Raw genomic sequence first — 26,991 nt, forward strand, 5'->3', positions numbered from 1 at the left:
GCTTCCTGGATTGTATTGGCCTATAAGCTTCGATATGGATTGGCCATGATCCCGTTACCCTTTAACCGAGCCCTGGGAAATCCCCTCAATGATGTATTTCTGCATCGCCAAAAAGAAGATCACGATCGGCAGAATGCCCAGCACAAGGGCCGGCAGCGCCAGATCCCACTGCTTTGTAAACTGGCCGAAAAACGAATACGTTGCGATCGGGATCGTCTGCAAATCAGGGTTCTGTAAAATCAGGTAAGGCATCAGATAGTCATTCCAGATCCACAGCGCATTCAGGATGATCACCGTTACAGCAATCGGCTGCATGAGAGGAAGTACGATTTTAAAGAAAATGCCGTAGGTAGAACAGCCATCCACCCGGCCCGCTTCTTCAATCTCTTTCGGAACTGTTTTCACGAATCCATGGAACAGAAATACCGACAGCGGCGCCCCGAATCCGAGATAGCAAATAATGAGTCCCGTCCGTGAATCCATCAGGCCCAGCGTGCTTACCACTTTAACGAGGGGAATCATAATGGACTGGAACGGAATGACCATAGCGGATACAAATGCGCCGAATAAAAGGCGGTTAAACAGCGTATTCCGCCGCACCATACGGTAAGCCGCCATGGAACTGATGAGTGCAAGCAGCACATTGCTTACCACCGCTACCACGAGCGAATTCCAGAATACCTTTGGAAACACGGTCAGTTTCCACGCTTCGGCATAGTTCCCCCACAAAAAGCTCTTGGGCCATCCGGCAGCATTCGTCAGGATGTCGCCAAAGGATTTCACCGAATTGACGAGCAGAAAATAAAAAGGCACCAAGAATACCAGCGCAAACAAAATCATAATGATCTCAGCGGCAAACCATTTGCCGCGGCGGCGAGTCGTCTCCATCAGATCTCCACCTCCCGGCTCTTGGTGGTACGCACCTGGATAATCGAGATGATCGCAACGATGATGAAGAATATAATGGCCTTCGCCGAGCCCATGCCAAAGCGGCTGATGTTGAAGGCTTCATTGTAAATATTCAGTGCTACCGATTCTGTCGCCTTAAACGGGCCGCCTTTGGTCAACGACAGGTTGAGATCAAACAGCTTGAAGGACCAGGAGATAGCGAGAAACAGGCATACGGTTACCGCCGGCATCACCATCGGTATCGTAATTTTACGTAAAACCTGTCCTTTGGAAGCACCATCGATCTGGGCAGCCTCGGTCAAATTTCTCGGAACATTATTCAGCGAGGAAATGTAAATCACCATGAGATAACCTGCATTCTGCCACACAAATACAATGACGATAGCCCAGAACGCGGTCGACTCCGTTCCTAACCAAGGCAGATTGAAAAAGGAGAAGCCCGTAGCCTGTCCCATGGCTGCAAACCCTTTCACGAATATGAACTGCCATATAAAACCGAGCAGCAGCCCGCCGATGACATGAGGCACAAAAAACACGGTGCGCAGCGCGTTTCGGGTAAAAAGCGGACGTGTCAGCAGATATGCCAGCATAAAGCCAAGAACATTCGTCAGCACGACTCCGAGCACGGTGAATTTCACCGTAAACCAAAAGGAATGCAGAAAAGCCGGATCGGCGCTGAAAATATGAATGTAATTGCGGAAGCCCACCCATCCCGCATGCCGGGATACGCCGTTCCAATTGGTGAAGGAGTAATATACGCCCAGTAAAAATGGGAAGATAACAATGACAAGAAAAAACAAAGCGGAAGGTCCGACAAAAACCAGCTGCTGCAGCAGCTGAGAGGTCTTTTTGGATTTCAAGCTGCTCACTCCCTCGAAAGTTCAATTTTCCCTTTTATTACCTGCTTAGCGGGGAAATGAATCTGGAGAGGTTCTGTTCTACTCCCGGGTTTTTGGGTATATCTTTAGGGAAAAGCTATACAGGAGAGTCTGAAATGATCCATTTGGGAGGCTGATGATTTTGCTGAGGAGTAATCCGTACAAATGGTGGAATCTGCTGGGTTTCATCGCTGTCATTATCGTGAACACACTTGCGAATACAACCGTCTTGAACGGGCTTAGCACCGGTGAGATATCGGACAAGTACCCCACCCTCATCACACCGGCGGGCTACGCGTTTATGATCTGGGGACTGATCTATCTGCTGTTGCTCGGATTTATCATTTATCAGTTCCGGAGAACAACGGAATCCCGTGAATCGGTGCAAAGAATTGGTCCTTGGTTTGTACTGAGCTGCATTTTTAACGTTGCATGGCTCCTGCTGTGGCAGTATCTCTATATCGAGTTGTCGGTCGTTGTCATGGTGCTGCTCCTGCTATCACTCATCATGATATATGTCCGCACGCGCCGGATTCATTATCCTACGCCGGGCGAAATGTGGCTCGTGAAGCTGCCGTTCAGTTTGTATTTCGGCTGGATCAGCGTAGCTACGATCGTCAACGTTGGAGTTGCGCTGAAGAAGAATGATTGGGATGGCTTTGGTCTGAGCGATACGGCCTGGGCGGTCATCATGCTGTTGGTCGGCGCGCTGTTGGCGATTCTCGTCAGCTATCCGTATCGGGATAGCATTTATCCGTTGGTTTTTGTCTGGGCGTATATCGCGATAGGCATCAATCAGAAGGATACGGCGGAAAATGTGTTTATTGCGGCGTTCATTCTGGCGGCGATTTTGCTGATTTATGCGATTTATTTGTTTTTTGCGCGGAATCGGGATCGGGATTAAATTTTTTAGATGGAGTAAATAGGTACGATTGATTTTTTTGGAGGCGCTCCGAGAACGAATCGTTCCTACAATCGCTGTTGCCCCCTCATTTCCTGAATTGACTTTACCACCGTAGAAATTAGGGGGCAAAGCTTATGCTTTCGATGCTGTTTTCCTATGGAAAACTTTAGCCGACCGCTCCGCTTTTTCGGAATCGATTCGTCCCCTCCGCTAACGCGTGCGGAATGTTGCTTTTCAGAAACCAATAGCCGACACCCACAATCTCCTAAAGTGTCAACATAGACTATATCTCACCATCATCAATCGCCTGAGCACTCACTTTGCCTGCTGATATCTTCCCGGTACCTTGATGCGGTGATGATTTAGTACTCACAACATAAACAGCGCCCGCCGGATCAATCCGGGGGCGCTTTTGTGTGTTATGAAATCACGGATACATTATTTCAAAGACGCAATCGTTTCGATTTCCACCAATCCGTCCTTCGGCAGGCGTGCTACCTCTACGGCGCTGCGGGCAGGGTAGGGCTCGGAGAAGAACGAAGCATAAATTTCGTTAACGGCTGCGAAGTCGTTCATGTCCTTCAGGAATACGGTCGTCTTCACGACTTGATCCAGGCTGCTGCCTGCAGCTTCAAGAATAGCCTTTACGTTGCTAAGCGCCAACCGTGCCTGCTCCTGCACGCCGCTGCCAAATTCACCGGTTTCCGGATTCAATCCGAGCTGTCCTGATGTAAATATAAAATCTCCAATTTGAACCGCCTGGCTGTATGGTCCAATCGCTCCTGGCGCAGATGTTGTTGAAATCACTTTTTTACTCATCTTTGTTCACCCTTTCAGATATAGGATTCCGCAAGAAATCCCGAGTTAATGTATGTATGTTGAATCCGCCGTATCCGTGCCGAGCACATGTATAACATCATTCGGGTACACATGGGTTCCCGCCGTGCTTGTTATAGCAATGGTCACCATGGCGCGGGCAAGTGTCGCGGCGGGAATTGCCCGATATTTTGATGCCCTGCCCCGCATGAGCGGATCAAGACCTTTCATGACCAGAGCACCTGCCTTTTCACCGAGCCGAAACTCCTTCCGGTCTCCGAGCAGCAGTGAGGGGCGAAACAAATGTACTCCCGGGAGTCCTACAGAGGATATGACCTGCTCGGCCTCCCCTTTGACGCAATTATAGAAAACACGGGATGATGGGTCCGCCCCCATTGCTGAGACGGCAAGAAACTGCTTCACTCCCTGCTGCCTGGATATTTTTGCGGCACGCAGAGGATATTCCAGGTCCACCTTGCGGAACTTCACCTGTGATCCGGCCTTCCGGATGGTGGTGCCAAGGCAGCAGAAAACGTCTCTTACCCCAAAGAAATGCTCCGCATTCTCCTCCAGCTGTTCCAGGTCAATGATGGTTTCAAGCAGCTTCGGATGCTGGATACCCAGCGGACGTCTCGACAGCACCCTTACCTCTTCATAAGCTTCGCTGCGTAGAAGCTCCTGAACGACTTCCCCGCCAACAAGACCCGTGGCACCAAGCACTAACGCATGAAGTCCGATCTTCCTCACCCCGCTTTCATTGTACCTGTTTGTCCTCATTTTACCTGCTAAAGGTGCTCTGTTTCAACCATTCCGAACCTAAATGGATTCCGCATCAAGTAGAGGCAGATGAAGTGAGAATCGGCTGCCCTTTCCTTCCTCGCTCTCTAATTCTATGTACCCGCCAAGCAGCCTGGACAAGTCCCTGCTGATGGATAATCCGAGGCCGGTTCCGCCATATTTGCGGTTGATTGAGCCATCCGCCTGCTTGAAAGCCTCGAAAATATACGCCTGCTTATCCTTCGGAATGCCAATGCCGGAATCGATCACGTCAAAGACGATCCAATCCCCACTGTCACCTTCTTTCCCCGTCTGCGCAAGGCGGATGTCGAGCTTCACTTTACCCTCATGAGTAAACTTAAAAGCGTTGGAAAGGAGATTTCGCAGGATTTGCTGCACCCGGTTCGGGTCGGTATACATCATTTGCGGAAGACGCTGGTCCAGAAGCATTTCAAAAGCAATATTCCCTCTCTCAGCCTCATGCTCGAAGTGCATACCCAGCAGTTGGGGAATTTCACTGACATTCATATCCTCTTTCACGATCTCGAGTTGTCCGGCTTCCACTTTGGTCAGATCCAAAATGTCATTGATAATAGTCAGCAGCTCCCTGCCTGATTGGAAAATAATCGTCCCGTACTCCGCCATTTCTTCCTTGGTATGGCCCTCGTCTTCCTCGCTGATCAGCTGGGCGAAATTAATGATACTGTTAAGGGGCGTCCTCAGCTCATGCGACATATTGGCCAAAAATTCCGTTTTATACTGGGAGGACTGAGCCAGTTCCTTTGCTCTTTCCTCGAGCACGATTTTCGCCTTATGCAGCTCTTCCGCTTGTGCTGACAGCAGCACGTTGCTGTGCTTGATCTGCACCGTCCGATTTCGTTCCAATTGGAAATCCCGCAAAATCAGCGAAAAAATGAGACTAAGCACCAAGCTAAGCGGGAGCGTGATCGGCATGATTTCTATAAAATAGGTATTCGGCGGAATGACGCCAAGAAATGCAATATCCAGGCAATTCAGCAAATTGATTACGATAATTGTAATAAGCCCTTGCGTCATTAATCCGAAATTTCTGCGGTTCATCCATACATGAAGCACAGCAGCGGCCACGCCCAAAATACAAAGGTTCAGACAGCCTGCTATCGCGGCTTCATTCACTCCGAAGAACAGGCGCGACAGCCCGATACTGGCACCGATAATTACCAGCGTTGGCGGTTCCGAATAGGCAATCGTTGCAATGATCAAAGGAATGATACGCAGATCGAAAATGACATTTTCGCTCACGTTGTATCCGAAGAACATACTAAGCCAGCCGCAGAAAATAATGAGCAGCACCGAGCTGATATATTTTATGGATGAAGAGGTCCTGCTGAGCGCATATTTATATATCAAATTTGCCAAATAGGCAACCGTAACGAGCAAAGCGGTATTACCGAGAAATATTTTGGAAAACTCCATGGACTCACTCCTGAATATTTTGCATTGGACATTACTTTCTATCATATCACGATGATGCCAGTTAAGCAGGCCTTCCATACAAAAAAATGCAAAAAGCCCACCTGAAACTTCAGGTGGGTTAGGAGTTAAGCTATAGCGTCAATAGAAGATTAATCCATATGTGAACGGGACCAATGATGATATTCCTTTTCGGCATCATCCTTGGTATGACCATAGCGTTCCTGCAGTTTGCCGACAAGCTTATCCTTTTCACCATCGATCTGGTCCAGATCATCATCCGTAAGCTCGCCCCATTGTTTTTTCGCTTCGCCCTTCAACTGCTTCCATTTCCCTTTGAATACGTTGCTATCCATTATGATCAGCTCCTTACGTTTGGTTGGTGTCAGTGAAGCGGCTCAAGTAGTACCGCCTCTGTATGATTTAATTACCCGTAATTGAGGATATCGTGACGGCCACGCAGATCAGCAAGGGGAACATCTATTATCATTTTAAAAATAAAGAAGGCCTGTTCCTGTATCTGCTGGAGGAATGGACACGGGATTGGGCCGAACAATTCCAAGCCAAAAAAGCGCGGTTCCACACGGTGAAGGAGCAGATGATCGCGCTGGTAGAGCATTTTGTAATGGATGGCTTTCACCACCCCCTAACCAAAGCCAGCAATGAATTTTATGCCACCGAGCTCATTACCTCGCCAAATCAGGACAAAATTGAAGAGATGATGCAAATGTATCTCCGCAACTATGAGGAGCTGCTGGAGGAGGGCATGCAAAAGGGTGAGTTCAAGCCGGATGATGCGCGTCTATTGAGCATGATCCTCGAAGGCATGCTGGCTGGAATTGAGTTTTCTTCCAATAAGCTCGCTTTTCAGGAGGCACGTGAGCTTTACCTGAAGGCGATGAATGTATTTTTATATGGCATTACCGGCCTGACTGAACCCCCTGCAGCGGATAAGCCGGCAGCAAACTGATTAATATTATAAATCGTTAATACGCTTAACGTCCCTTCGGGGTTATGGAGGACAACATGAGTCAAGAAAAAGCAATACTGCCTTCAATGGAGACCGACTCCGTGGGCAAAGTTTTCATACGCTACTTAATTCCATCGCTGGTTGGCATGTTGATGATGTCAATCAACGTTGTCGCGGACGGCATCTTCGTAGGACACCGCCTCGGCGCCCTTGCGCTCGCAGGCATTAATATTGCATCTCCGGTATTTTCCGTATTTTTTGCGATGTCATTATGGCTCGGCATCGGCGGCGCAACTCTTTATTCGCAGTCCAAAGGCGCCAAGAAGATCAAGCAGGCGCAGCAAATTTTCACCCATTCGCTGATCCTGATCTTCATCCTGACTATCCTTGTCGCCGTGATCGCCTACCTTTTTCGCGTTCCCCTGGCCTATGCGCTCGGGGCGAACCAGGATACGCTGCCCTTTGCCATGGAGTACATGACCGTACTGCTGACTTATGGATTTATCATCACCATTCAAAATGCGTTCAGCCTGTTTGTCCGCAATGACGGCAATCCGAACCTGTCCATGATTTCCATGGTCGTATCGGCCGTGCTGAATATCATTCTGAACTATTTCTTCTTGTATGTGCTTGATATGAGTGTGAAGGGATCTGCCCTGGCCACCGTTGCTGCAACGCTCGTCGGTACGATTGTACTGTTCGGCCATTTCCTGCGCAAGGACCGCTCCCTTGCATTCGTGAAGCCTTACTTCTCTTGGAAGCTGGCTGTCCGCACACTGACGATCGGCTTTCCAAGCTTCATCTCCGAGGTCGGCTTATCGGTATTCACCATCGGCTATAATGTCGCTATGGTCCGCTGGGCCGGAACCGCAGGTGTTGCCGCGTTTTCAGTACTGAACTACGCTCACAACGTCATGCTTATGCTGTTTCTGGGGATGGGCTCGGCTATACAGCCGCTCATCAGTTATTACCGCGGTGCCAAACTCCGTATTCGCGAAGTGAAGACGATCCGGATTGCCGTAGCAACAGCCTTTATCTCAGGAATTATTGTCTTTCTCTTCGGCCTGGCTGCAGCCAACGGAATTGTGTCGCTGTTCGGCGATTTTTCGGAAGAAGTCCGATCTCTTGCCGTCAATGGCATCCGGTTGTTCTTCATGGCCTATATGTTCATGGGTATCAATTTCGTAATGATGACTTACTTCCAGGCCTCGGAGCAAGTGAAGGTCGCCGTCTGGATTACCCTGTCGAGGGAAATTATTTTGATGGTAATTTCCCTGCTGATCCTGCCCCATATCTTCGGGACCAACGGGATTTGGCTGTCCATCCCGCTATCCGAATGCGTCGTTGCGGCTTGTATCTTTATTTATGTCAAAAGAAAAAGTCATTCCCTGCCTGCGCTCCAGTAATTGCCAAGGCTCTCGTAACTGCGTTCAAAGTCATCTCGTTTTAACACAAGCACTTATTCCATATTCATTAAGCCCGCTGACCTTTTCCCCTTCTGGGAGAAGGCAGCGGGCTCTTTTTTATAAATTTTCGGTGTTCTTTCCATTTGCCTATTGTATTAGGTGTATTAAGTGATATAATACACTTAGATCACTGGTCGTACCTTTGTACGATAGGAGGAGCGTTTATGGAAGAACAACAGGTTGGCTCTCTACATTTTCAAATAGACTTCAGTCAACCTTTATATGAGCAAATACTGGATCAGGCCAGAAGCGCAATTGCAAAAGGAGAGATCGCCTTGGGAGATAAGATGCCATCGGTAAGAGAATTGGCGCAGGAGCTGCGGATGAATCCGAACACCGTCATGCGCGCCTATCAGGAGCTGGAACGGGACGGCTTGACGGAAAAACGCCGCGGACAGGGAACCTACGTAACCTCATCCCCGGAGCATGTGGCCTCCTTTCGGACGGCTCTTGCTGCCCGGTACATTGACAGCTTCATGGAACAGATGGAAAGTCTCGGATTTGCATGGGAAGACATTGAGAAATACATTCATCAGAAAAAGGATACGTCGCTGGGGGGAAACGGTTTATGACACCAAACATTGTTGAATGCCATCAGGTAACCAAAAGCTATGGCAAGAAAAAAGCACTGGACCAGTTGGAAATTGCCATTCCCTCAGGGCGGATTACGGGAATTCTTGGCCCGAACGGCTGCGGCAAGTCAACATTATTCCGTACGCTGACTGGGATGGTCAGACCGGATGCCGGCCGGATCGAAGTGCTGGGCAAAACTCCTGGCTGGCAAACCAACCAGAACATTGCCTATCTTCCCGACCGCGCACGCTGGTATCCGAATCATAACGCCAGGCAGGCGCTCGAATGGGGAAACTCCTTCCTTCCCGGCTTTTCCATGGAAAGAGCCATTCAGCTTATGAATTACATGGATATCGACCTGGACATGAAGATTGGCGGCATGAGCCGCGGACAGGAAGCCCGGATCATGCTCATCCTTTGTCTCGCCCGCGATGTACAGGTGATTGTGCTTGATGAGCCCTTTACCGGCATCGATGTCATCTCCAGAGAAGCTATCGTAGCCAGTCTCATTGATTATCTGGAAGATAGTCAGCAATCCGTCTTGATCAGCACCCATGATATTCAGGAGGTTGAAGGCCTGTTCGACTATACGGTGATGATGAAGGACGGACGCGCGATCTGGTCCGGCAATACGGAGGATTTAAGAGCAGAATACGGCTCTCTGCGGGATGTTTTCCGCAAAATGTACATGAAGGAGTGGAACAGGTGATGGATTCGGCTGTTTTCCGGAATTTGGTCCGGCATGAATTAAAAGGCAAGGGAAGCTGGAAAAAGCAAAACCGCTCACGCGTCTCCAAAAGCTGGTGGCTTGCCTATTGTATGATTATTTTCATCGCGCTCATCGTTACAGCGACTTATTTTGCCGTGAATAACACGCTGCAGGTGAACTCAATCTGGTATGTTACCATGGGCTTCCCTTATATGGTCTTCTTCTGGGGTTACGGATGCGTCAAACGCGAATGGGAAAATGACACTTACGGCTGGTGGCTGACCCTGCCATATCCGCGGACCAAGCTGGTCATGGCCAAATGGCTGGGCATCTGGCTGAAGCTCTTAGCAGGAATTGTGATCGTATTTGTCGTCTTGTCGGCCTACGTCCTGATTCTTTCGCTGGTGCTTCCCCATTACTCGCTTGCAACCGTTGGCTCCTTTATGATCACCGGGATCGATTGGCTCACGCTTGTCGCAGGCTTCAGCCCGCTCATTATCTCGCTTGGTATCCTGACGTCCATCATCCAATACAGCACACTTCGCCCTATTTCTCCGGTGGTGTGGATCGTGTTTATGTCGGGTTTAAGCCTGATTTTCCAGCTGCCAGACGTGGTTATTCCAGAAAATATGATTCAGCAGGAAACAATTCATTTTAAAGCCGAATGGTTCCCTTACTCATGGGAGATGCCTCTCATCATGGGAGCGAGCTGGATCCTCACCTATGTCGCACTTCGTTTTACGGCATACCTGCTAGAAAAGAAATTGGATTTATAGGAGGGCAAAATGATGGCTCAAGTAATGATCAACCCACAGGATACCTATACACATGCTGCGCCTAACAACGCTTATATGCTCGAAGTGAATGAGCTTAAGAAAACCTACGCCAAAAAACAGGCACTTGAGAACGTCACCTTCTCTCTTAAGCCGGGAACCTCGTTTGGGTTTCTTGGACCGAATGGCGCAGGGAAATCGACGACCATGAAAATACTGACCGGTATCGTGAAGGCCGACAGCGGCTCGGCCAAACTTTTCGGAAAAGACGTAACCCGTGAACCTGATGCTGTGTCCAAATTTATCGGTTATGTCCCGCAGGATATTACGCTGTATGAGAAGCTCAGTGCCTATGATAACCTTGAATTTTTTGGAGAAGCATATGGCGTCAGCGGCAAAGAGCTCAAGCAGCGGATTCATGACGTGCTGACAAGAACAGGACTTCTGGAGCGTTCCAAGGATATTGTCGGCACCTTTTCCGGCGGCATGAAAAGAAGAATCAACATCGCAGCCGCCCTGCTCCATCGGCCTAAGCTGCTCATTTTGGATGAACCCACGGTGGGAATTGATCCCCAATCCCGCAATCATATTTTCGAGTTGATCAGGGAACTGAACCGCGAAGGGGTAACCATCATTTACTCCACACACTATATGGAGGAAGTCGAAGCTCTTTGCGATGAAGTCGCCATTATGGATCAGGGATCGATTAAGGCCATGGGACCGCTGGGGGATCTGCTCGAGCAGTACGGCCAGAATTCCATTTACCTGGAGGTACCTGGATTAACCGAGCTTCCGCAAGATCCCGATGTAACCTCCTTCCGTAAGGAAGGCTCCGGTTGGCTGCTGGAAACGGAAAGATCTGCAGCTGTCATGCAGCGTCTTCTGCACCAGGCTTCACAGCATGCGTGGGACGTGAAGCAGCTCGAAGTCGTCCGTCCATCACTCGAAAGCGTGTTTTTGAAGGTGACTGGAACGGCACTACGCGATTAAATAAACCCAATATAATGATCGATAAAGGAGATTCGGAACATGAAGGCTATGATTATCAAGGAGCTGCGGCTCATCGGCAAAGACCGTCGCAGCTTCATTTTCCTCCTCTTAATGCCTATTATTTTCATCGTGATGTTTGGGTCCGTATTCAATCAGACAGACGGCAGCGCCATCACGCTGCGTACGATTGATCAGGATCAATCCGCTGCATCCAAGGCATTGATCGGACAAATGCAAAATATTATGGATGTGAAGCAGCTCCCTGTAGATAACCTGAATGAACAGCTCGATAAAATCAAACAGGGACAGTTCTCCTCAATGCTGGTGATCCCAAGCGGCTTTGAAAAGTCCATGAAGGAAGGCCAAGCCGCGAATATCAAGCTTTACCAGGATCCCGCCTCCCAAACAGAGACAGCCCCCATTCAGGCGATACTTGGCAGCATCTCCTCCCAATACCGCGAGCAGAAGCTGACGACCATGCTGATGGCCAATGGCGAGTCCAAGTCCCAGGCGGAAGCCGCCCTCGCGTCACCGATTCATATCGAAAATGTATCTGCGTCCGCAGACCACTTTAATATGATCGACCAGGTCGTCCCGGGAATGACCGTCATGTTCGTATTCTTCATTATGATAACGATGGCCCGCCGCTTTTTCGAGGAAAAGAAAACCGGACTGCTGTCACGTATCCGCACCACCCGTATCAAGCCGCTTCAATATCTGATCGGCATGTGGTTTCCTTTCGTGCTGACCGTCATTGCCCAGTGTATGATCCTGTTTGCCTTCGGACATTTGGTCTATGGATTGAGGCTTGGTGATATCGCCGCATTGTCGGCGGTCGTGCTCTGCCTCAGCATTGCCGGTACCGGAATCGGCCTCGGTCTCTCCTTTCTTGTTCCTGGCGAAGGGGCAGCGATGGTCATCACACAGATTATCTCCATGGGGGGTGCTATGCTTGGTGGCTTATGGGTTCCTTCCTATCTCCTGCCGCAGGCGGTACAGACGGTCGGACATTTCCTGCCGCAGTTCTGGGCACAGCATTCCTTGCAGGATATCATCGCGCATGGTGCGCATCTGAGTGACATCTGGGGCTCGGCGCTGATTCTTCTGACTTTCGGTCTCGCCGGACTTACCATTGCCCTGATCAGACTCCCTGGATTTTTACGCTCGGCAGCCAACTAGATAAGCTCATAATAATGGACATCAATAACCTGAAACGGACACGAGAGTGTGATCCGCTTCAGGTTATTTTTCTGTTCACACCCCCGCTGTTAACTGCATATATTAGGAGCATTCCCAAGAAAGAATAATACTTTATATATTCGTGATTATTTTCACATAATTGGTTTGAGTTCCTATGCTACAATGCGATCGACAAGAGAATTTGGAATATCAACATGCTTAATTACCACGATTTTAGCCCATCGTTATTCTGCGTATAAGGGCGTCTTGATCACGGTTTTAATATTTTATTATAGATATCATCAATCGAATATTGGAGGTCAATAGACATGAACAAGAAATGGTCCATTTTATTATCAGGCGCCCTGATGGCGGGTCTCCTCGCGGGCTGCGGCAGTGACAAGGATACTAAACCGGCTGCCGATCCAGCCCCTGCGGCCACAGACACGAAAGAGACAACAGGAACTCAATCTGACAGCGGAAGCTACAAGGACGGCACGTACTTTGCCGAAGGCAGCATGGACGAAAAAAGCGGCTGGCAGCCTTATGTCGTCCTCTCTGTCGAAGGCGGCAAAATCGCACAGGCAGATTGGAACTACGTGAGCGCCAAAGGCGGGCCCGACAAAAAGACGCTGGATAAAGCAGGCAAGTACGGCATGAAAGCTGGCGGCGGGTCCTCAGAGTGGTATGAACAGGCCGAGAAAGCGGAGAAATTTCTGATTGAGAAGCAGGATCCGGCTGCCATTGCGGTTAAGGATGACGGAAAAACAGATGCGATTTCAGGCGTGTCTATACATGTGAAAGATTTCACCACACTAGCTGAACAAGCGATTTCGAATGGACCTGCAGCCTCAGGTACTTACAAAGACGGCTCATATCATGCCGATGGAGATGCTTTCGACAAGGAGAGCGGCTGGAAGCCAACCGTTGATATCACAGTGGCCAATGGCAAAGTCATCTATGCCTACTTCAGCGGCGTGAATGCCAAGGGTGAAGATAAGCAGACGGTATCCAAGGAAGGGAAATACGGCATGAAAGCCGGTGGAGCACAGGCTGAATGGCATGAAGAAGCAATCAAGGCACAGGAATATCTGATCGAAAAGCAGGATCCGGCTGCCATTACGCTCAAGGATGACGGAACCACCGATGCCATTTCCGGCGTCAGCATTCACATCAAGGACTATGTGACCCTGTCCCAAAAAGCGCTTGAAGAAGCAAAATAATCATCAAGCAGACCACCGGAAAAGCAAAGCAAGATCAAGTCACGAATTGAGTCAAACGAGGTGAGCATTCTATGAAAAGAATCGTTTTGCTAGGCGGCGGTTACGGCGGTGTCCTTACAGCCAAGAAACTGGCGAAAAAGTTCAAGAAAAACAGCGACGTGGAGATTACACTGATTGACCGTAATCCCTACCATACCCTGCTGACTGAGCTTCACGAGGTAGCGGCCAACCGTACACCTGAGGATGCGGTCAAGATTGAATTAAAAAAGATATTCGAAGGTCAAAAGGTGCAGGTTGTGCTGGATGAGGTCCGCCATATTGATTTCACATCCAAAACGCTTGAATCCCGTAAAACCAAGTATAAATACGATTATCTGGTCATCGGCACCGGCTGCAAACCTACCTTTTTCGGTATTCCCGGTGCCGAGGAAAACAGCTTTACCCTCTGGTCCTATGAGGATGCGATACGGCTTAAAGAGCAGATCAGGGAGATGTTCGGTGAGGCTGCCAAAGAAATCGATCCAGCGATCCGGAAGAGCAAGCTGTCCTTTGTTGTAGTGGGTGCAGGCTTTACCGGCGTGGAGCTGGTTGGCGAGATGGCCGAATTCCGTGATGAGCTGTGCAAGGAGTTCTTTATCGATCCCCAAGAGGTCCGCCTTGTCGTCGCGGATATGGCCCCGAAAATTCTGCCGATTCTCCCCGGCAAGCTGATTGCCAAATCGGAGAAACGTCTCGCTCGAATGGGTGTTGAGGTCATTACGAGCGCCAAAATCACCCGCGTGGATTCTCAGGCCGTCATTATGGGCGATGAACGCCTCCCGGCTCAAACCATTGTTTGGACGGCTGGGGTCGAAGGTTCGGATCTGGTGGGCACGCTCGATGTGCAGCAGCAGGGCCGCAAACGGATTGTGACGAATGACAAGCTGCAGAGCGTGGATCATGAAAACGTGTATGTGGTTGGCGATAATATTTTCTATATTCCAGAGGGTGAGGAGCGGCCCGTTCCACAGATGGTTGAAAATGCCGAGCAAGCTGCTCCGGTCATTGCCCATAACATCCATGCCGATGTAACCAACCAGCCGAAAAAATCTTACAAGCCAGGCTTCCACGGTACGATGGTCTGCATCGGCAGCCATTACGGCGTGGCCAACGTCGGTCTGCCAAACCGCATGTTCATGATGAGCGGCTTCATGGCGCTTTTCGCCAAGCATTTTATCAATATGTTCTATCTGTTCACGGTAGCAGGCTTCAATAAAGTATGGTCTTATATGATGCATGAATTTTTCCATGTGCACAACCGGCGCAGCTTCGTAGGCGGACATTTTTCCAAACGCTCGCCGAACTTCTGGCTGCTGCCCCTGCGGATTTACGTTGGATACATGTGGCTTTCGGAAGGCCTGGAGAAGCTGTGGAAGATCATTGATAATCCATCGCGTATCTTCCTGATCCCTCCGTCTCCGCATGCTGCGGATGCAACTTCAGCAGCCAGCCAAGCCGTGGATGCGGTAGCCAAAACCGTGGATGCCCAATCGGCAGCATCGGCCGTCACCAATGCTAAAGATGCTGTAGAGGCACTGCCTGTGCCGCATTTCATTACTAGCATCATGAACGGATTTATGGATCTCTTCTTCTATCAATCGAACGGTGATTATACGGTGCTCGCCAAGGTGTTCCAAACGGGTATGGTGCTTGCAGAGATCACATTCGGCATTCTGCTCATCGTCGGATTGTTCACTGCCCTCTCTTCGGCCGCTACGATCGCCATGGGCATCATGATCTGGAGTTCGGGCATGGCTCCTTATGAAATGCTCTGGTACCTCGCAGCGGGAGTCGCATTAATTGGCGGGTCTGGCAGCGTATTCGGACTGGACTACTACGTTCTACCTTGGCTGAAAAAACATTGGAAACGAATTCCGATCGTGCGGAGATGGTATCTGTACACGGATTAACGAAAAACGAAATCGCCAGGGATGGAGTAATGTGCAGAGTGCGCACGTTGCTCCATCTTCATTTAAGTATCTCTTTCAGAATGATTGGACTAGGGGGTGCTTTATAGATGACTGAACTTATAGAAAATACCCTGCAGCTGTTAAACTCCTCGTGTGCTCCGGAAGTTATGGCCGTACTGGATCCGAACCCGTCAGAACTGATGGAGGCCGCTTCCATACTTGAGCATTACAGAATACCTGATTCCCGCAGCGTCAAGCTTCTAGCCTTGTTTGTCCTGCTGAAGCTGGCCCGAAAGCGGCATGCCAACGTATGCTTCACGAGTACCTGCCTCACACGGAAAATACTGGACGGCGATTATTTTCAGAGCCTGTATATTCAGCTTGCCATGCAATTTGAAGAGATGGAGCTGGTGCGTTACCTCGCTCCGCAGCTTAAAAAATATTACATCCGTCAGGCGCTGGGTAAGGACGAATCTGAGCCGCTGACATTCACGCTGCAGGCTTATTTGCAGGCTGAACAGGCTGCGGCGCGTAAAAACCGGGCCATCTAGTACCTCATCAAAAGCCCGGAAACCGAAGAAAAGACAGTGATATCCAAACTTGGAGGAATGAGAGATGAAGCCGTCCCTGCATGAAGCCCTTCAGATCGATATTAAGCGGATTAATCGTGAAATTGAGAATATCATCCAATACGATAAGGATGTTCCCCGCACCTCCGTGCTTGCCCGCAGCGTGCTGCAGCTGATCCGCTCCGGCGGCAAAAGACTTCGCCCTATGCTCGTCATTGCCGGCAGTCGTTTCGGCAGCGCAGTGCCCGGACGCCGCCAGCTCCAGCTTGCCGCTGCTGCGGAGTTCATTCATGCCGCCTCACTGATTCATGATGATATTATCGACCGTTCAGACCTGCGGCGCGGCGCCCCCTCCCTGCATACGCAGACCGGCGTGGCGGAAGCTGTTCATATCGGAAATTATATGTCAGCAAGGGTCGTCGAGCTGCTTGCTGTCTTCACCTCGGATCATGACCGCTTTGTCCATGACCTTTCCTCCCTGGCAACGGCCCAGCTTTGCATCGGAGAATATGCTCAGCTTGAGCATGCCTATGACTATGACCTGAGCCTTGCACAGTATCTTGAAAAAACACGGTGCAAAACAGCCCAGCTCATGGCGACATGTCTACGTGTAGGTGCGTTGTCCGCAGACGTGCAGCCTGAAACGGCAGGCAGACTCTACCGCTTCGGCGAATCCTTGGGCATGGCTTTTCAGATTGAGGATGACATTCTGGATTTTACGGCAACTGCAGAGTCTCTCGGCAAGCCGGCAGGCAGTGATCTTAGACGGGGTCAGGTGACACTCCCTGTCTTGTATGCGCTGACTGACCCGGTCCTGGCTCCTCATATCCGTGCCATTCAAGCCGATTCCTCAGAAGAACAAATTGAGTATGTTCTGCAGGGTATCCGTTCCGGAGACGCGCTCGCACAGTCCGAGCAGATGCGCAGACACTACCTTCAAGAAGCAAAGGAAGCCGCAGAGCCGCTTCGAGGTCATCCGGCTTATGAACAGCTTGAAGTGCTGCAGCGCTATTTCGGAGGGAAAACAGCATAGTGTTCAGATATGAAAAAAGGGCGGTTCCCAAGCAGATGCTTTTGGGGACGGCCCTTTTTGATATGTCGCGTTTTACGCGACGGCTATGATTATTATGGCAATTGTGAAATTACTTGATGAAGAAGAAGTCCATGAGCGTGAAGAACAGGATCACCATGCTGATGATCTGATTCAAATGGTAGGAAGCTATTTTCATCATGCGTGTATTGCCCGGACGAATGATCCCATGCTCCGTCATTAGCAGCACGATGGCAATGAAGAGTCCGATCAAATAAAGCCAGCCGAGCTGCTGCGTAAAGTACAGCAGAATGAGCAGCAGCATCATCAGCAGATGCATTCCTTTGGACATCAGGAGTGCATTTTTCAGACCAAAGAAGCTGGGCATGGACCAGAGGCCGTTGGAACGGTCGAACTCAATATCCTGGGTACCATAAATGACATCGAAGCCGGCAATCCACAGCATAACGACCGTCCCCAATACGAAAGGCGTGAAGGCAAAAGAGCCGGTTACGGCAAACCAGGCACCGATGGGCGCAGATGCAATGACAAAGCCAAGATAGAGATGACTCAGCCATGTAAAACGCTTTGTATAGGAATAGGTTGTAATCAATACAATTGCCACCGGTGAGAGCGCCATACAAAGCGGGTTGAGCATCGAAGCCGCAATAATAAAAATCAGGTAATTGACCGCTACAAATACGGCCACCTCCCGGGTTCCTAGCAGGTGCCGGGGCAAATGGCGATGTGCCGTCCGGGGATTGGCGGCATCAAAACGCCGGTCGGCAAGTCGATTAAAGGCATTCGCCCCGTTGCGCGCACCGATCAGGGCGATCAGTCCCCACAGCATGACATGCGCGGACGGCCAGCCTCCGGCAGCCCATATCATGGATATCATGGCGAAAGGCAGTGAGAATAATGTATGCGAGAACATAACCAGCTCGCTGAACTGCCTAGTCTTATGCAGCATCTTATGAACACCTGCAGCCTGCATATCTTCTCACTCCCTTTTCCCATATACCAAGTGTGGCTCCGAATGATCCGCCTCTTGACGGATCGTCGTCAGAACCTGATCCAGTGCATCCAGCATGAGGCGGATGTCCTCGCCTGTAATGACCAAAGGCGGCTGGAATGCCAGCACATTGCGGTGAATGCCATTTTTTCCGATGATGAAGCCGCGCTCCTTCATGTCCTCGAGCACCCGGTCAACCAGCCGCGCGCTCTCTTCCGGCGAACCGCCGGACAGCTCGGCCCCAATCATAAGCCCACTGCCCCGGACATCGGCAACCAGCGTATCATAGCGCTCCTGCATCTGCTTCAAGCCGGCATGGAGCGTCTCGCCCAGCAGCTTCGAGCGGCTGACCAGTCCGGCATCCCGGATATAATCAAGGACGGCAAGAGCGGTAACAGCCGCCACCGGATTGCCTCCGAAGGTGGAGGCCGACGGCTGGTTCATTGAAGCTGCGATTGCATCGGTTGTGGAAAATGCCGCAACCGGAACGCCGTTACCCAGCGCTTTGGCCATCGTCATGATGTCCGGAGCTACGCCAAAATGCTCCATGGCGAACATTTGCCCGGTCCGGCCGAAGCCGGTCTGGATCTCATCGGCGATAAGCAGAATGCCGAAGCGGTCCAACCGTTTCTTGACCTCGTGGAAATACTCTGCAGGCGGGATGATGATGCCCCCGTTTCCCTGGATAGGCTCCACGATCATGGCCGCAATGTTGCCCCCGCGCTGCTCCAGCACCTGATCCAGTGCTTCCAGAGACCGCATCGCTGCTTCTCCCTCCGTAAGCCCCGGCTGAAAAGGACGCGGGATGAAGGCAGTGCTTCCTTCCAGAAACGGATCTGAACGCCACATCGCAAGCCCCGTCACCTCCATCGTCAGATGGCTGCGTCCGTGAAGGCTGTGCTCCAGTGCAATAAAATCTCTGCGACCGGTATATCTCCGTGCCAGCAGCAGCGCCCCTTCATTCGCTTCCGTACCGCTGTTTACAAAAAACGTCCTTTTCAAGCCCTCTGGCAGTACTTCTGTCAAACGCTGTGCAAGCATTGCATTCGGCTCCGTCAGATAGATCGTTGATGTATGCTGCAATCGCTTGAGCTGCGCAGCCGTTGCCTCGGCGATCACGGGATTGCAGTGTCCGCAGGCCACAACGGAGACACCGGCAAAAAAGTCGGTGTACCGTTTGCCGCAGGCATCGAACAGGTACTGCATCACGCCGCGCACGATGAGTGGCGGCTGCCGGTAAAAATGCTGCGTGCACGGATAAAAGTAATCCCCGCGCAGTTCCAGAATCCTTTTCGTATCCATTGGTTTCAAGATTTCAGACATGGCCCATTCCCCTCCGGTTCGCCTTAGGATAGTTTAGTTGAACTGCAGCGATCCGAGTGTATAACCGGCAAATACAGGCCGTAGAACATTGGATTCCGCAGCCTCCGCTCGCGTTGTCAGCTCCAGCGCTTGCCGATACGCCCGAATCACAGCCTGCAGATCATGCACCTTATAAGGTGCTCCCTCAATCCGGAAACAGGACACACCCGCTTCCCTGAGCTCCGGTAAAATGGAGAGAAAGCAGAGCTCTTTGCCCAGCAGCAAATGATTGCGCCCATGCTGGTCCCTGTAAACCGGATTCTCGCCCTTATCCGTCATCAGCACCAGGATATCATTATCGACATAACGGTTATCCTCTTCACCGACCGGCTCCAGCAGCTCCGTATTTTCGTACAGATCATGCTCCATATACATCACCGTAGGAGAACCGTGAACGATCATTTCCAGCGGCACGCGGGAATGCGTGAGCAGATCGGCAAGATGTCCGGCCGTCATTTCCGCTGATACGGTCACCCTCTCCAAGCCCTGTTCCCCATAAAAGTCAGCCGCGAGCTGGTTGTAAATATTCAGGCTCGTATCTCCGATCAGCGGATAGCCCAAACCCTTGAATGCATGTACCGCTCCCAGATTGGTAACCAGCAACCCGTCAAGCGGCAGCCGTTCACGGCTGAGCAGCTGCATATATTGTTCAAAGTGGAGCTCCGTCATCATCCGCGGCAGCCCCAGATAAATGCGCGAACGGCCTTTTGACGCGCAGAGCGATGCGATATCCTTTTGGGTAAACGGCAGGTCCGGAAAGAAGACATCTCCGGAGAGATACAGATCATCCACTTCCTCTTCAAGCGCCATCCGGGCTTGCATCATATTGTTGACTCTTACCGCCAGTCTGGCCGCTGCCTTTTCCTGCCGGGTTCTGTCCGCCGCGTCCTTCACGCTGGACAGACAGGTCCGTATCTCCGATATTCTCTGATCGGACACCTCGCGTTCTGGGGTTGGGGTACTGAACACCCGCCCTGTGCTGTAGAACTTGCCCGTCCCTTCATAACGCCGGTTTATATTGGCAAGCCCCGGTTTGCCGAATGCATAGGCGGTTGAAAAATCCCTTTTGCGGTTTTCATATAAATACTGTGCATCCTGCGTTCGGTTGAACCCAACAGGATCCGCTATATAACGGTCAATGGCATCGGCGTAGGTGTTCACGAGCATCAGAACGAAGGAAGCGTCCCGCATCCGCCCTTCAATTTTGAAGGAACATATTCCCGCCTCAATCAGCTCTGGAATATGCTCATACATGTACATGTCCTTGACTGCCAGCGGATACTCGGCAGGATAGATGCTGCCGTCTTTCTTGATACGGTAATCCCACCGGCAGGGCTTCATGCACTTGCCCCGGCTGCTGCTCATTCCGAACACATAGGAGCTGTAATGACAGTTCGCACCATGAGCCACGCACATATCGCCATGCATGAAGTATTCCAGCTCCATTCCGCTTGACCTTTGAATATAACGCGCGGTTTGTAGATCCATTTCCCTGGAGGTAACGACGCGCGTAACGCCAAGCTCCTGCAGCGCCTTAACCATCTCCAGGTTATGCACGTTCATCATGACCGAGGCATGCAGCGGAAGGGCAAGCCCCATGCCGCGCACCAGCGACAGCACTGCAAAATCTTGTATAATCAAGGCATCCACACCGGCCTGCTCGAGAAAAACCAGATACTCTCTCACTTCCTGAGCCTCCGCCCCGCTCAGCAGATTATTGACTGTCACATATATCTTTTTGCCAAGCGAATGGGCGATCTGTACCGCCTCTGTAATCTCTTCCAGTGTAAAATTATAGCCTTTGCGCATCAGACGCATATTGAAGGCGGGTCCTCCCAGATAAACAGCATCGCAGGGCGCCTCAATCACTTCCTTAAAAATCTCAAACGTACCAACGGGCGCCAGCAGCTCAATCTCTTTTTTTCCAAACCAGCGTGACACAGCGATCCCCTCCACCATCTCTTTTTTAGTTAAACCCTATCCATATTACGACGAGACACATCAGAACAAATGCAGCCACAAACCATGTTTCCCCTTGGCCCCAGACCAAAGGACGGTACCTTGTGCGCGGCGCCCCGATCCGGTAGCCCCGCGATTCCATCGAAGCGGTCAAATCCTCTGCCCGCCGGAATGCGCCCACGGTCACTGGAACCAGCAGCGCCGTCAGCATCCGCACTTTGCCCTTCCAGGGCAGCTCTCTTAAATCCGCGCCGCGCGAAGCCTGCGCCTTCATTATCGTCTGAGCCTCATCCAGAATTGCCGGGATGAATCGCAGAGCAATTCCCGTCATGAGCGACAACCGCTCCGCAGGAATGCCTGCATGTTCAAACGGTCTCAGCATTCCTTCAAGTGCCTGATTCAGCTGTCCAGGTGATGTCGTAAAGGTCAGCATAGCCGTAAAAGACACAAGCAGTCCCATACGCATGACCGCATACACGCCAGCAGCAAGACCTGCCGAATCCAGATGCCAGGAGCCGGCGGAGATAAGCACGCTTCCGCCTTTGACGGCAAGACATTGCACGATCAATATGAACAGCATCAGCACGCGCAGCGGTTTGGCCGCCTTGAGATACATGCGTATCGGTATCCGGGTCAGGAGCATGATCAGCACCGAGAAAGCGGTCAGGCATAGCAGCGCAGGCCATGACCTTGCAGCCATCACCATCACCGCATAGAGAAGCATGGCGGTCATTTTGGCCCGCGGATCCAGGCGGTGCACAGGCGAGTCTATATCGATGAGCCTGCCAATCAGCAGTTTTTCACGCATAGGCTCGCGCCTTCTTCGCTTCCGTAGTAGCAAGCTGGGTTAATCGCTCAGCCAGAGCGGAAGGACTGAGACAAGGCTCTTCACTCTGCAATCCATAGGCTTTCTCAAGCTCCAGCCAGTATTGGATGGGCTGGGGAACAGACAAGCCGTAGCCCGGAAGCTGCCGTGCTTCATCAACAAGCCCGCGTGTTGTCCCCTGGAAGCCCCCCCTGCCTTCATGCATTATCATCCAGCGGTCCGCATAGGGCAGCAGCTCATCAAGCCGGTGCGTGACGATGATGACCGTTTTGCCTTCTTCGCGGCAGAGTCTGTGAAGCAGCTGTGTGAGCTCCATCCGGCTGACCTGATCGAGGGTTGCTCCCGGCTCATCCAATACCAGGATATCCGGATCCATCGCAAGCACGGAGGCTATTGCCGCCTTGCGCCGCTGGCCCCCGCTTAGCTGCAGCGGATGGCGGCTCAGCAGCGCCTCTTCCAGGCCCATCTGCCCCAGTGCCTTCCGGGCCCGTCTTGCAGCATCTTCAGGCGATGCTCCAAAATTCAGAGGACCGAAGATTAGGTCCTCCTCAAGCGTCGCGGCAAAGAGCTGCTGCTCAGGAAACTGAAAAACAAGTCCGACCCTCCTGCGCAGCGATGCCAGCTTCGGCGGCTTTCTCCCGGCAATCAGCGTTACATCCAGTACTCTCACGGTCCCTGCCGTTGGGAGCAGGATGCCGTTTAGCAGCTGAAGCAGTGTCGATTTCCCCGAGCCCGATGCACCGGCGATACCAGTCAGAAGTCCCTCCGCAAGCTCAAGATTCACATCCTGCAGCGCAGTCTGCCGGAGCAGGCTGCGCGCATCATACGTATAGCTCACTTGCTCCAGCTGAATGGCCATATCCTATTCACCTCCAAGCCCGGATTAGCAGCGCCATCTGCCATGCCCTGCTGTGCGGGCATCATGCCCCGCTTCTCCAGCTCCAGGGCGAGCCGGATTCCAAAAGGCGGCTCCATCCGGCACAGCCGCAGCAGGCCCTCATTCCGGAACAGTTCCTGCGGAGCAAGGTCGGCTGCCAGACCTCCCTGATGCATCACCAATACGCGCTGCGAAGCAGCAATCTCCTCCGCATCATGCGTAATAGACAGCAGCGTGTAGCGGTGCTCATTGTGCATTTCCTGCAGCAGACCCAGCCAATCCCCGCGTGCCTTCCCGTCCAGCATAGAGGAAGCCTCATCAAGGATGATCAGCTCAGGTTCCATCGCCAGAATGGCTGCTACAGCCGCACGCTGCTTTTGTCCTCCTGAGAGCTCTTGCGGATGGCGGTGAAGGAGATCGCTAATGCCGAGGCGTGAGGCGTACCTCCTGATTCTGCTTCGCATTTCCCGGGCATCGAGACATTGTCCTTCCATGCCGAATGCCATGTCCTCCTCCACCGTCGCACCGATGAACTGATTATCAGGATTTTGGAATACCATCCCGACCTTCTGTCGGATTTCCCCAAGCGTGCCCGGCTCAAGGCGTATTCCACCGATATAAATGCGTCCATAGCTGGTGCGAAGCAATCCGTTCATCAGACGGGTCAGCGTAGATTTCCCACAGCCGTTCGCCCCCACCAGCGTGACCCATTCCCCCTTGCCGATGGCGAGGGATATATCATGAATATCTGCATGCTGCCCATCGTAGGCAAAGGACAACTCCTCCAGCACCACCATATCTGTCATGACTTTCGAGCTTCCTGCTGTAGATATTCCCTCTACGTCATCCGCTAGATTTTCCTGGTACTCCGGTAAAATAGGGCTCTTATGCTGTATCTTCTCCATTGCATTCATATGAACTTCCCCCCTTGCGTGCAGATCACTTAAGCCTTCCGGAACGGATCAAACAAGGATAGCCTCGATAAGGAAGTTACCAGATATCGAACAGCGATCCCCACCAGGATGCCTGTGGCAATACCGCTGATCAGCAGCGCCGGCAGATAGTAGAAAATATTCAAGGTGGAAAAGACGATGGAGGCTGCTGCCAGCTGCCCGATATTGTGGGCGATCCCGCCTGCGATACTGATACCGACTAGGCTCAACCTGCGCCGGCCAAGCTTCATTAGAAATGCCATAACCGCAAAGCTGAACAATGAGCCGAACAGGCTGAACAACAGGCTCGAGAAGGTTCCGAAGATAAAAGCAGTTAAAATTGTCTTCAGCACCACCAGCATCAGCGCATCCCTTGCCCTTAAAAAATACAGACAAGTCAAAATCATAATATTCGCGAGACCCAGCTTGGCACCCGGAATCTGGATGTTCACCGGGATCATGGATTCAGCAATGCTGAGCACAACCGCCACCGCGGCAAAAATGGCAATCATGACGGTCCTTTTCAAGACAAGCGAGGTTTCTTCATCAGATAGTGGCATCCGTACCCTCCCCTTCTCCGCCCGCGCCTTCTACTTCGACGATGACCCGGTGCGGCAAGCAGACAATGGTGTCCCCCTTCTTGGTTTTGAAGCCGAATGTCAGGCATACCTCATCCGGACAGTCGGCGTCCACCATCTCAATCCCGTAGTCATGCACTTTAACCAGGTTGTAGCCGCGCTTGGTCCGGATCTCAACCGTCTGTTCTTCTTTCGTGAGCGTGACGGTCTGATATACCTTCCCCTCTACTTTAATCACGGCTGTCAGCGGATTATTGTGATTTTTTTCACTTATCTGTCCGCCTTGAACCCATCTTGGAACCATCAACAGCAGGGCGGCCGCCAAAATCACGGAAATAAGCAGCAGGTCTCCACGTTTCATAGCGCGAAACTCCCTTATTTTTTAAAGTTTCAAATCTTAGATGCCCCCATTATAGCTGTGTTCTGTCAAAGCTTCAATGAGCGAAGTCGATGCAAATTATTATTTGTTATGAATTTCACAAAATGATCACTACCCTGCATTTTCTGCAAAATAAAACGCCTCCTCAGATGCCATGGCCGGCATATCCGACGCTCATACGCATTAATTCCCCGTTTTCTGTTCCGGGTCGATAAACCCGAAAAAGCGTCCGCCGTATCCGGGGACGCTTTCCTTTTGCTATGCCCCATGCTTGGGTATGGAGGGCAGCTGCTTTCTCATATGATCCACAAAAACCTTCGCAAACACCGGGTCCCACTGGGTGCCCCTGCCTTCATCCAGAATTAACAGCGCAACAGATGATGCCATGCCCTTGCGGTAAGGACGGTCGGATGTCATCGCATCATAGGCATCTGCCACAGCAATAATCCGTCCAAGCAGCGGTATTTCTTCACCCGCTAGACCGTCCGGGTATCCCTTGCCGTCGTAACGCTCATGATGGGAGCGAACACCGGGCAGCAAAACGGCCATGGCATCCTTCGGTTCGATCTGAAGCAAAATATTTTCCCCGAGGCCCGGATGAAGCTTAATCTGATCAAACTCCTCATCCGTCAGCCGTCCCTCTTTCAGCAAGACGGTATCACGCACGCCTATTTTCCCGATATCATGCAGCAGTGCGGACTTACGGATCACCATAAGGTCCTCAGGGGACAAACCGCAAAGCCTGCCAATCAGCTCTGAATATTCAGCCACACGGAGCGAATGACCTGCGGTGTAAGGATCGCGAGCATCCAAAGCCACGGCAAGCGTAACAAAATAGCTGTCCAGCATAGCCTGACTCTGCTCTTCTCTTGTCTGCAGTGCGCCCACCATCATGTTGAAGCCGGCAACGAGCTTGGAGAATTCATCCGAGTAAATATTCTGGACCTTCGTCATTCGCCCTTCCTTGATATCATTTATTGCGTCGTACAGCTTGGAGATAGGGCGCTCAATATCCTGCGTAATTAACCGCGCCCCCGTATACGCGAAGGCAATGTCGATGATCAGAATGAGACCTGCCCAGCCCCAATAATTCTGAAACATGGCGCTGTCCAGACTTTTCAGACGGATTTGCGCGGCCAGGCTGAACAGCAGCAGCGGTGACATGCCGATCAGCATGCCGCTGACAAGAAACTTGGGACGGATGGACAAAAACACATGGCCTTCCGGATCCAGTTCGACCTGGAACCTCTTCTTTGCCTGCATTTTCAATTCAATCAACAGCGGGCGAATCGCAGCCGTAGACAGAAAAAAATCAAACATGGCATGCATACTGGCTACCAGGGCTGCCCCCAAGGCCGCGACGGCCAGATAAAATGCCGGAAAGTCCAAAAGCCCTTTGGACAACATCCAAGCAGTAAGGAGTACCGCCGGAATGGACAGGCCCAGCAGATGCGGAACAAGAATCCGGTAAACGGATAACAGCGGCAGCCGGTGCGTCTGCATGTAGGCTTTTTTCAGCTCATCCAAATCAGCATCCGGCGACAAAAGTCCTCTCCTTATGGGGGCCAGATGACGGTAAAAGACAGTTAACTCTGCTGCAGCCATAAAGACGAGTGAAATTAGTAGAATGAATACGAGACGTTTATATTCATCCGGAGGTACGTCAAGTGTCGTCAAAACGATTGCGCTGCCTACAACCAGAACGGCCAGCAGCGAACCAATCAGATAATTGCGTAACAACTTGTTCAGAAACGACCGGTAAAGCTTTATTGCCCCCGGACAGGCGGATTCGGTATTCATACAATAGAGCCTTCCTTTAAATAAGATAGCTATATAAAATGAACGATATGGTTCATTACTACTATAAATATCGGTCGAAAGGCGGAAAATTGTGACAAA

The 26,991-nt window shown here is 51.3% G+C and carries 27 protein-coding genes; 12 read left to right on the forward strand and 15 right to left on the reverse strand.

Annotation, left to right across the window (positions count from 1 at the left end; genetic code table 11):
* Nucleotides 1-54: 54 nt before the first annotated feature.
* Entirely contained in the window at nt 55-888 is an 834-nt protein-coding gene (locus KJS65_RS16445; RefSeq protein WP_213650985.1) for a carbohydrate ABC transporter permease, read from the reverse strand.
* Nucleotides 888-1,769 carry a carbohydrate ABC transporter permease gene (locus KJS65_RS16450; RefSeq protein WP_213650986.1) on the reverse strand — a complete coding sequence of 294 codons (882 nt, stop codon included), beginning with the start codon at nt 1,767-1,769 and terminating at the stop codon, nt 888-890. The genes KJS65_RS16445 and KJS65_RS16450 overlap by 1 nt, the downstream gene beginning before the upstream one ends.
* Before the next feature lie 160 nt (nt 1,770-1,929).
* Between KJS65_RS16450 and KJS65_RS16455 the strand changes: the two genes are divergently transcribed.
* On the forward strand, nt 1,930-2,691 hold the full coding sequence (locus tag KJS65_RS16455; protein ID WP_213650987.1) for a tryptophan-rich sensory protein: 762 nt from the start codon (nt 1,930-1,932) through the stop codon (nt 2,689-2,691).
* A gap of 438 nt (nt 2,692-3,129) precedes the next feature.
* Here the strand turns inward: KJS65_RS16455 and KJS65_RS16460 are convergent, their stop codons facing one another.
* From KJS65_RS16460 to KJS65_RS16475, 4 genes are all read right to left on the reverse strand, one after another.
* On the reverse strand, nt 3,130-3,510 hold the full coding sequence (locus tag KJS65_RS16460) for a RidA family protein (RefSeq protein WP_136608037.1): 381 nt from the start codon (nt 3,508-3,510) through the stop codon (nt 3,130-3,132).
* 45 nt (nt 3,511-3,555) lie between these two features.
* Nucleotides 3,556-4,284: an oxidoreductase gene (locus KJS65_RS16465; protein ID WP_374706192.1), complete on the reverse strand. Its 729-nt coding sequence runs from the start codon at nt 4,282-4,284 to the stop codon at nt 3,556-3,558.
* Nucleotides 4,285-4,323: 39 nt separating this feature from the next.
* Nucleotides 4,324-5,739, reverse strand: coding sequence for an ATP-binding protein (locus tag KJS65_RS16470; protein ID WP_213650988.1), 1,416 nt, complete (start codon nt 5,737-5,739; stop codon nt 4,324-4,326).
* Between the two features lie 149 nt (nt 5,740-5,888).
* A complete protein-coding gene (locus tag KJS65_RS16475) occupies nt 5,889-6,092 on the reverse strand; it encodes a CsbD family protein (RefSeq protein WP_213650989.1) in 204 nt (67 codons plus the stop codon).
* 92 nt (nt 6,093-6,184) lie between these two features.
* Between KJS65_RS16475 and KJS65_RS16480 the strand changes: the two genes are divergently transcribed.
* From KJS65_RS16480 to KJS65_RS16530, 11 genes are all read left to right on the forward strand, one after another.
* Nucleotides 6,185-6,706, forward strand: coding sequence for a TetR family transcriptional regulator C-terminal domain-containing protein (locus KJS65_RS16480; RefSeq protein ID WP_213650990.1), 522 nt, complete (start codon nt 6,185-6,187; stop codon nt 6,704-6,706).
* A 56-nt stretch (nt 6,707-6,762) separates the two neighbouring features.
* Nucleotides 6,763-8,112 (forward strand): MATE family efflux transporter, encoded by a 1,350-nt coding sequence (locus KJS65_RS16485; RefSeq protein ID WP_213650991.1) that lies wholly within the window; start codon nt 6,763-6,765, stop codon nt 8,110-8,112.
* A 224-nt stretch (nt 8,113-8,336) separates the two neighbouring features.
* Nucleotides 8,337-8,744, forward strand: coding sequence for a GntR family transcriptional regulator (locus KJS65_RS16490; RefSeq protein ID WP_213650992.1), 408 nt, complete (start codon nt 8,337-8,339; stop codon nt 8,742-8,744).
* Nucleotides 8,741-9,454 (forward strand): ABC transporter ATP-binding protein, encoded by a 714-nt coding sequence (locus KJS65_RS16495; protein WP_213650993.1) that lies wholly within the window; start codon nt 8,741-8,743, stop codon nt 9,452-9,454. The genes KJS65_RS16490 and KJS65_RS16495 overlap by 4 nt, the downstream gene beginning before the upstream one ends.
* The gene (locus tag KJS65_RS16500) at nt 9,454-10,230 is read left to right on the forward strand and encodes an ABC transporter permease subunit (protein WP_213650994.1); all 777 of its coding nucleotides are present in this window, start codon (nt 9,454-9,456) and stop codon (nt 10,228-10,230) included. Before KJS65_RS16495 ends, KJS65_RS16500 begins: the two co-directional genes overlap by 1 nt.
* 75 nt (nt 10,231-10,305) lie before the next feature.
* Entirely contained in the window at nt 10,306-11,217 is a 912-nt protein-coding gene (locus KJS65_RS16505; RefSeq protein ID WP_213651361.1) for an ABC transporter ATP-binding protein, read from the forward strand.
* A 39-nt stretch (nt 11,218-11,256) separates the two neighbouring features.
* Nucleotides 11,257-12,396, forward strand: a complete 1,140-nt coding sequence (locus tag KJS65_RS16510; RefSeq protein WP_213650995.1) for an ABC transporter permease — start codon at nt 11,257-11,259, stop codon at nt 12,394-12,396.
* A gap of 329 nt (nt 12,397-12,725) precedes the next feature.
* A complete protein-coding gene (locus KJS65_RS16515) occupies nt 12,726-13,619 on the forward strand; it encodes an FMN-binding protein (protein WP_213650996.1) in 894 nt (297 codons plus the stop codon).
* A 71-nt stretch (nt 13,620-13,690) separates the two neighbouring features.
* The gene (locus KJS65_RS16520; protein WP_213650997.1) at nt 13,691-15,568 is read left to right on the forward strand and encodes an FAD-dependent oxidoreductase; all 1,878 of its coding nucleotides are present in this window, start codon (nt 13,691-13,693) and stop codon (nt 15,566-15,568) included.
* A 107-nt stretch (nt 15,569-15,675) separates the two neighbouring features.
* Nucleotides 15,676-16,119, forward strand: coding sequence for a hypothetical protein (locus KJS65_RS16525; protein ID WP_213650998.1), 444 nt, complete (start codon nt 15,676-15,678; stop codon nt 16,117-16,119).
* A gap of 64 nt (nt 16,120-16,183) precedes the next feature.
* Complete coding sequence (locus tag KJS65_RS16530) at nt 16,184-17,170, forward strand: polyprenyl synthetase family protein (RefSeq protein ID WP_213650999.1); 987 nt, start codon at nt 16,184-16,186, stop codon at nt 17,168-17,170.
* A gap of 109 nt (nt 17,171-17,279) precedes the next feature.
* Here KJS65_RS16530 and KJS65_RS16535 read toward each other — a convergent pair whose 3' ends face one another.
* The 9 genes from KJS65_RS16535 to KJS65_RS16575 all read right to left on the reverse strand — a co-directional run bounded on the left by KJS65_RS16535 (nt 17,280) and on the right by KJS65_RS16575 (nt 26,892).
* Nucleotides 17,280-18,161, reverse strand: a complete 882-nt coding sequence (locus tag KJS65_RS16535) for a UbiA-like polyprenyltransferase (protein WP_213651000.1) — start codon at nt 18,159-18,161, stop codon at nt 17,280-17,282.
* A 6-nt stretch (nt 18,162-18,167) separates the two neighbouring features.
* The gene (locus tag KJS65_RS16540) at nt 18,168-19,502 is read right to left on the reverse strand and encodes an aspartate aminotransferase family protein (protein ID WP_213651001.1); all 1,335 of its coding nucleotides are present in this window, start codon (nt 19,500-19,502) and stop codon (nt 18,168-18,170) included.
* A gap of 33 nt (nt 19,503-19,535) precedes the next feature.
* On the reverse strand, nt 19,536-21,482 hold the full coding sequence (locus KJS65_RS16545; RefSeq protein ID WP_213651002.1) for a peptidase U32 family protein: 1,947 nt from the start codon (nt 21,480-21,482) through the stop codon (nt 19,536-19,538).
* Between the two features lie 25 nt (nt 21,483-21,507).
* On the reverse strand, nt 21,508-22,308 hold the full coding sequence (locus KJS65_RS16550) for an energy-coupling factor transporter transmembrane component T family protein (RefSeq protein WP_213651003.1): 801 nt from the start codon (nt 22,306-22,308) through the stop codon (nt 21,508-21,510).
* Nucleotides 22,301-23,185, reverse strand: coding sequence for an ATP-binding cassette domain-containing protein (locus tag KJS65_RS16555; protein WP_213651004.1), 885 nt, complete (start codon nt 23,183-23,185; stop codon nt 22,301-22,303). The genes KJS65_RS16550 and KJS65_RS16555 overlap by 8 nt, the downstream gene beginning before the upstream one ends.
* Nucleotides 23,161-24,117, reverse strand: a complete 957-nt coding sequence (locus KJS65_RS16560; protein WP_244864598.1) for an ATP-binding cassette domain-containing protein — start codon at nt 24,115-24,117, stop codon at nt 23,161-23,163. Before KJS65_RS16560 ends, KJS65_RS16555 begins: the two co-directional genes overlap by 25 nt.
* A gap of 29 nt (nt 24,118-24,146) precedes the next feature.
* Nucleotides 24,147-24,695, reverse strand: a complete 549-nt coding sequence (locus KJS65_RS16565) for a Gx transporter family protein (RefSeq protein WP_213651005.1) — start codon at nt 24,693-24,695, stop codon at nt 24,147-24,149.
* Nucleotides 24,682-25,074 carry a NusG domain II-containing protein gene (locus tag KJS65_RS16570; RefSeq protein ID WP_213651006.1) on the reverse strand — a complete coding sequence of 131 codons (393 nt, stop codon included), beginning with the start codon at nt 25,072-25,074 and terminating at the stop codon, nt 24,682-24,684. The genes KJS65_RS16565 and KJS65_RS16570 overlap by 14 nt, the downstream gene beginning before the upstream one ends.
* 276 nt (nt 25,075-25,350) lie before the next feature.
* Entirely contained in the window at nt 25,351-26,892 is a 1,542-nt protein-coding gene (locus tag KJS65_RS16575) for an HD domain-containing phosphohydrolase (RefSeq protein WP_244864599.1), read from the reverse strand.
* Nucleotides 26,893-26,991 lie beyond the last annotated feature (99 nt).

The organism is Paenibacillus sp. J23TS9 (assembly GCF_018403225.1).
In the GTDB taxonomy this organism is placed as follows: Bacteria; Bacillota; Bacilli; order Paenibacillales; family Paenibacillaceae; genus Paenibacillus_AQ.

Coding starts and splice junctions, on each gene's coding strand:
- KJS65_RS16445 (WP_213650985.1), bottom strand. CDS start 888: ATGGAGACGACTCGCCGCCGCGGCAAATGGTTTGCCGCTGAGATCATT.
- KJS65_RS16505 (WP_213651361.1), top strand. CDS start 10,306: ATGCTCGAAGTGAATGAGCTTAAGAAAACCTACGCCAAAAAACAGGCA.
- KJS65_RS16495 (WP_213650993.1), top strand. CDS start 8,741: ATGACACCAAACATTGTTGAATGCCATCAGGTAACCAAAAGCTATGGC.
- KJS65_RS16515 (WP_213650996.1), top strand. CDS start 12,726: ATGAACAAGAAATGGTCCATTTTATTATCAGGCGCCCTGATGGCGGGT.
- KJS65_RS16550 (WP_213651003.1), bottom strand. CDS start 22,308: ATGCGTGAAAAACTGCTGATTGGCAGGCTCATCGATATAGACTCGCCT.
- KJS65_RS16540 (WP_213651001.1), bottom strand. CDS start 19,502: ATGTCTGAAATCTTGAAACCAATGGATACGAAAAGGATTCTGGAACTG.
- KJS65_RS16470 (WP_213650988.1), bottom strand. CDS start 5,739: ATGGAGTTTTCCAAAATATTTCTCGGTAATACCGCTTTGCTCGTTACG.
- KJS65_RS16520 (WP_213650997.1), top strand. CDS start 13,691: ATGAAAAGAATCGTTTTGCTAGGCGGCGGTTACGGCGGTGTCCTTACA.
- KJS65_RS16500 (WP_213650994.1), top strand. CDS start 9,454: ATGGATTCGGCTGTTTTCCGGAATTTGGTCCGGCATGAATTAAAAGGC.
- KJS65_RS16570 (WP_213651006.1), bottom strand. CDS start 25,074: ATGAAACGTGGAGACCTGCTGCTTATTTCCGTGATTTTGGCGGCCGCC.
- KJS65_RS16460 (WP_136608037.1), bottom strand. CDS start 3,510: ATGAGTAAAAAAGTGATTTCAACAACATCTGCGCCAGGAGCGATTGGA.
- KJS65_RS16530 (WP_213650999.1), top strand. CDS start 16,184: ATGAAGCCGTCCCTGCATGAAGCCCTTCAGATCGATATTAAGCGGATT.
- KJS65_RS16525 (WP_213650998.1), top strand. CDS start 15,676: ATGACTGAACTTATAGAAAATACCCTGCAGCTGTTAAACTCCTCGTGT.
- KJS65_RS16560 (WP_244864598.1), bottom strand. CDS start 24,117: ATGAATGCAATGGAGAAGATACAGCATAAGAGCCCTATTTTACCGGAG.
- KJS65_RS16485 (WP_213650991.1), top strand. CDS start 6,763: ATGAGTCAAGAAAAAGCAATACTGCCTTCAATGGAGACCGACTCCGTG.
- KJS65_RS16475 (WP_213650989.1), bottom strand. CDS start 6,092: ATGGATAGCAACGTATTCAAAGGGAAATGGAAGCAGTTGAAGGGCGAA.
- KJS65_RS16555 (WP_213651004.1), bottom strand. CDS start 23,185: ATGGCCATTCAGCTGGAGCAAGTGAGCTATACGTATGATGCGCGCAGC.
- KJS65_RS16565 (WP_213651005.1), bottom strand. CDS start 24,695: ATGCCACTATCTGATGAAGAAACCTCGCTTGTCTTGAAAAGGACCGTC.
- KJS65_RS16535 (WP_213651000.1), bottom strand. CDS start 18,161: ATGCAGGCTGCAGGTGTTCATAAGATGCTGCATAAGACTAGGCAGTTC.
- KJS65_RS16575 (WP_244864599.1), bottom strand. CDS start 26,892: ATGAATACCGAATCCGCCTGTCCGGGGGCAATAAAGCTTTACCGGTCG.
- KJS65_RS16510 (WP_213650995.1), top strand. CDS start 11,257: ATGAAGGCTATGATTATCAAGGAGCTGCGGCTCATCGGCAAAGACCGT.
- KJS65_RS16465 (WP_374706192.1), bottom strand. CDS start 4,284: ATGAGGACAAACAGGTACAATGAAAGCGGGGTGAGGAAGATCGGACTT.
- KJS65_RS16490 (WP_213650992.1), top strand. CDS start 8,337: ATGGAAGAACAACAGGTTGGCTCTCTACATTTTCAAATAGACTTCAGT.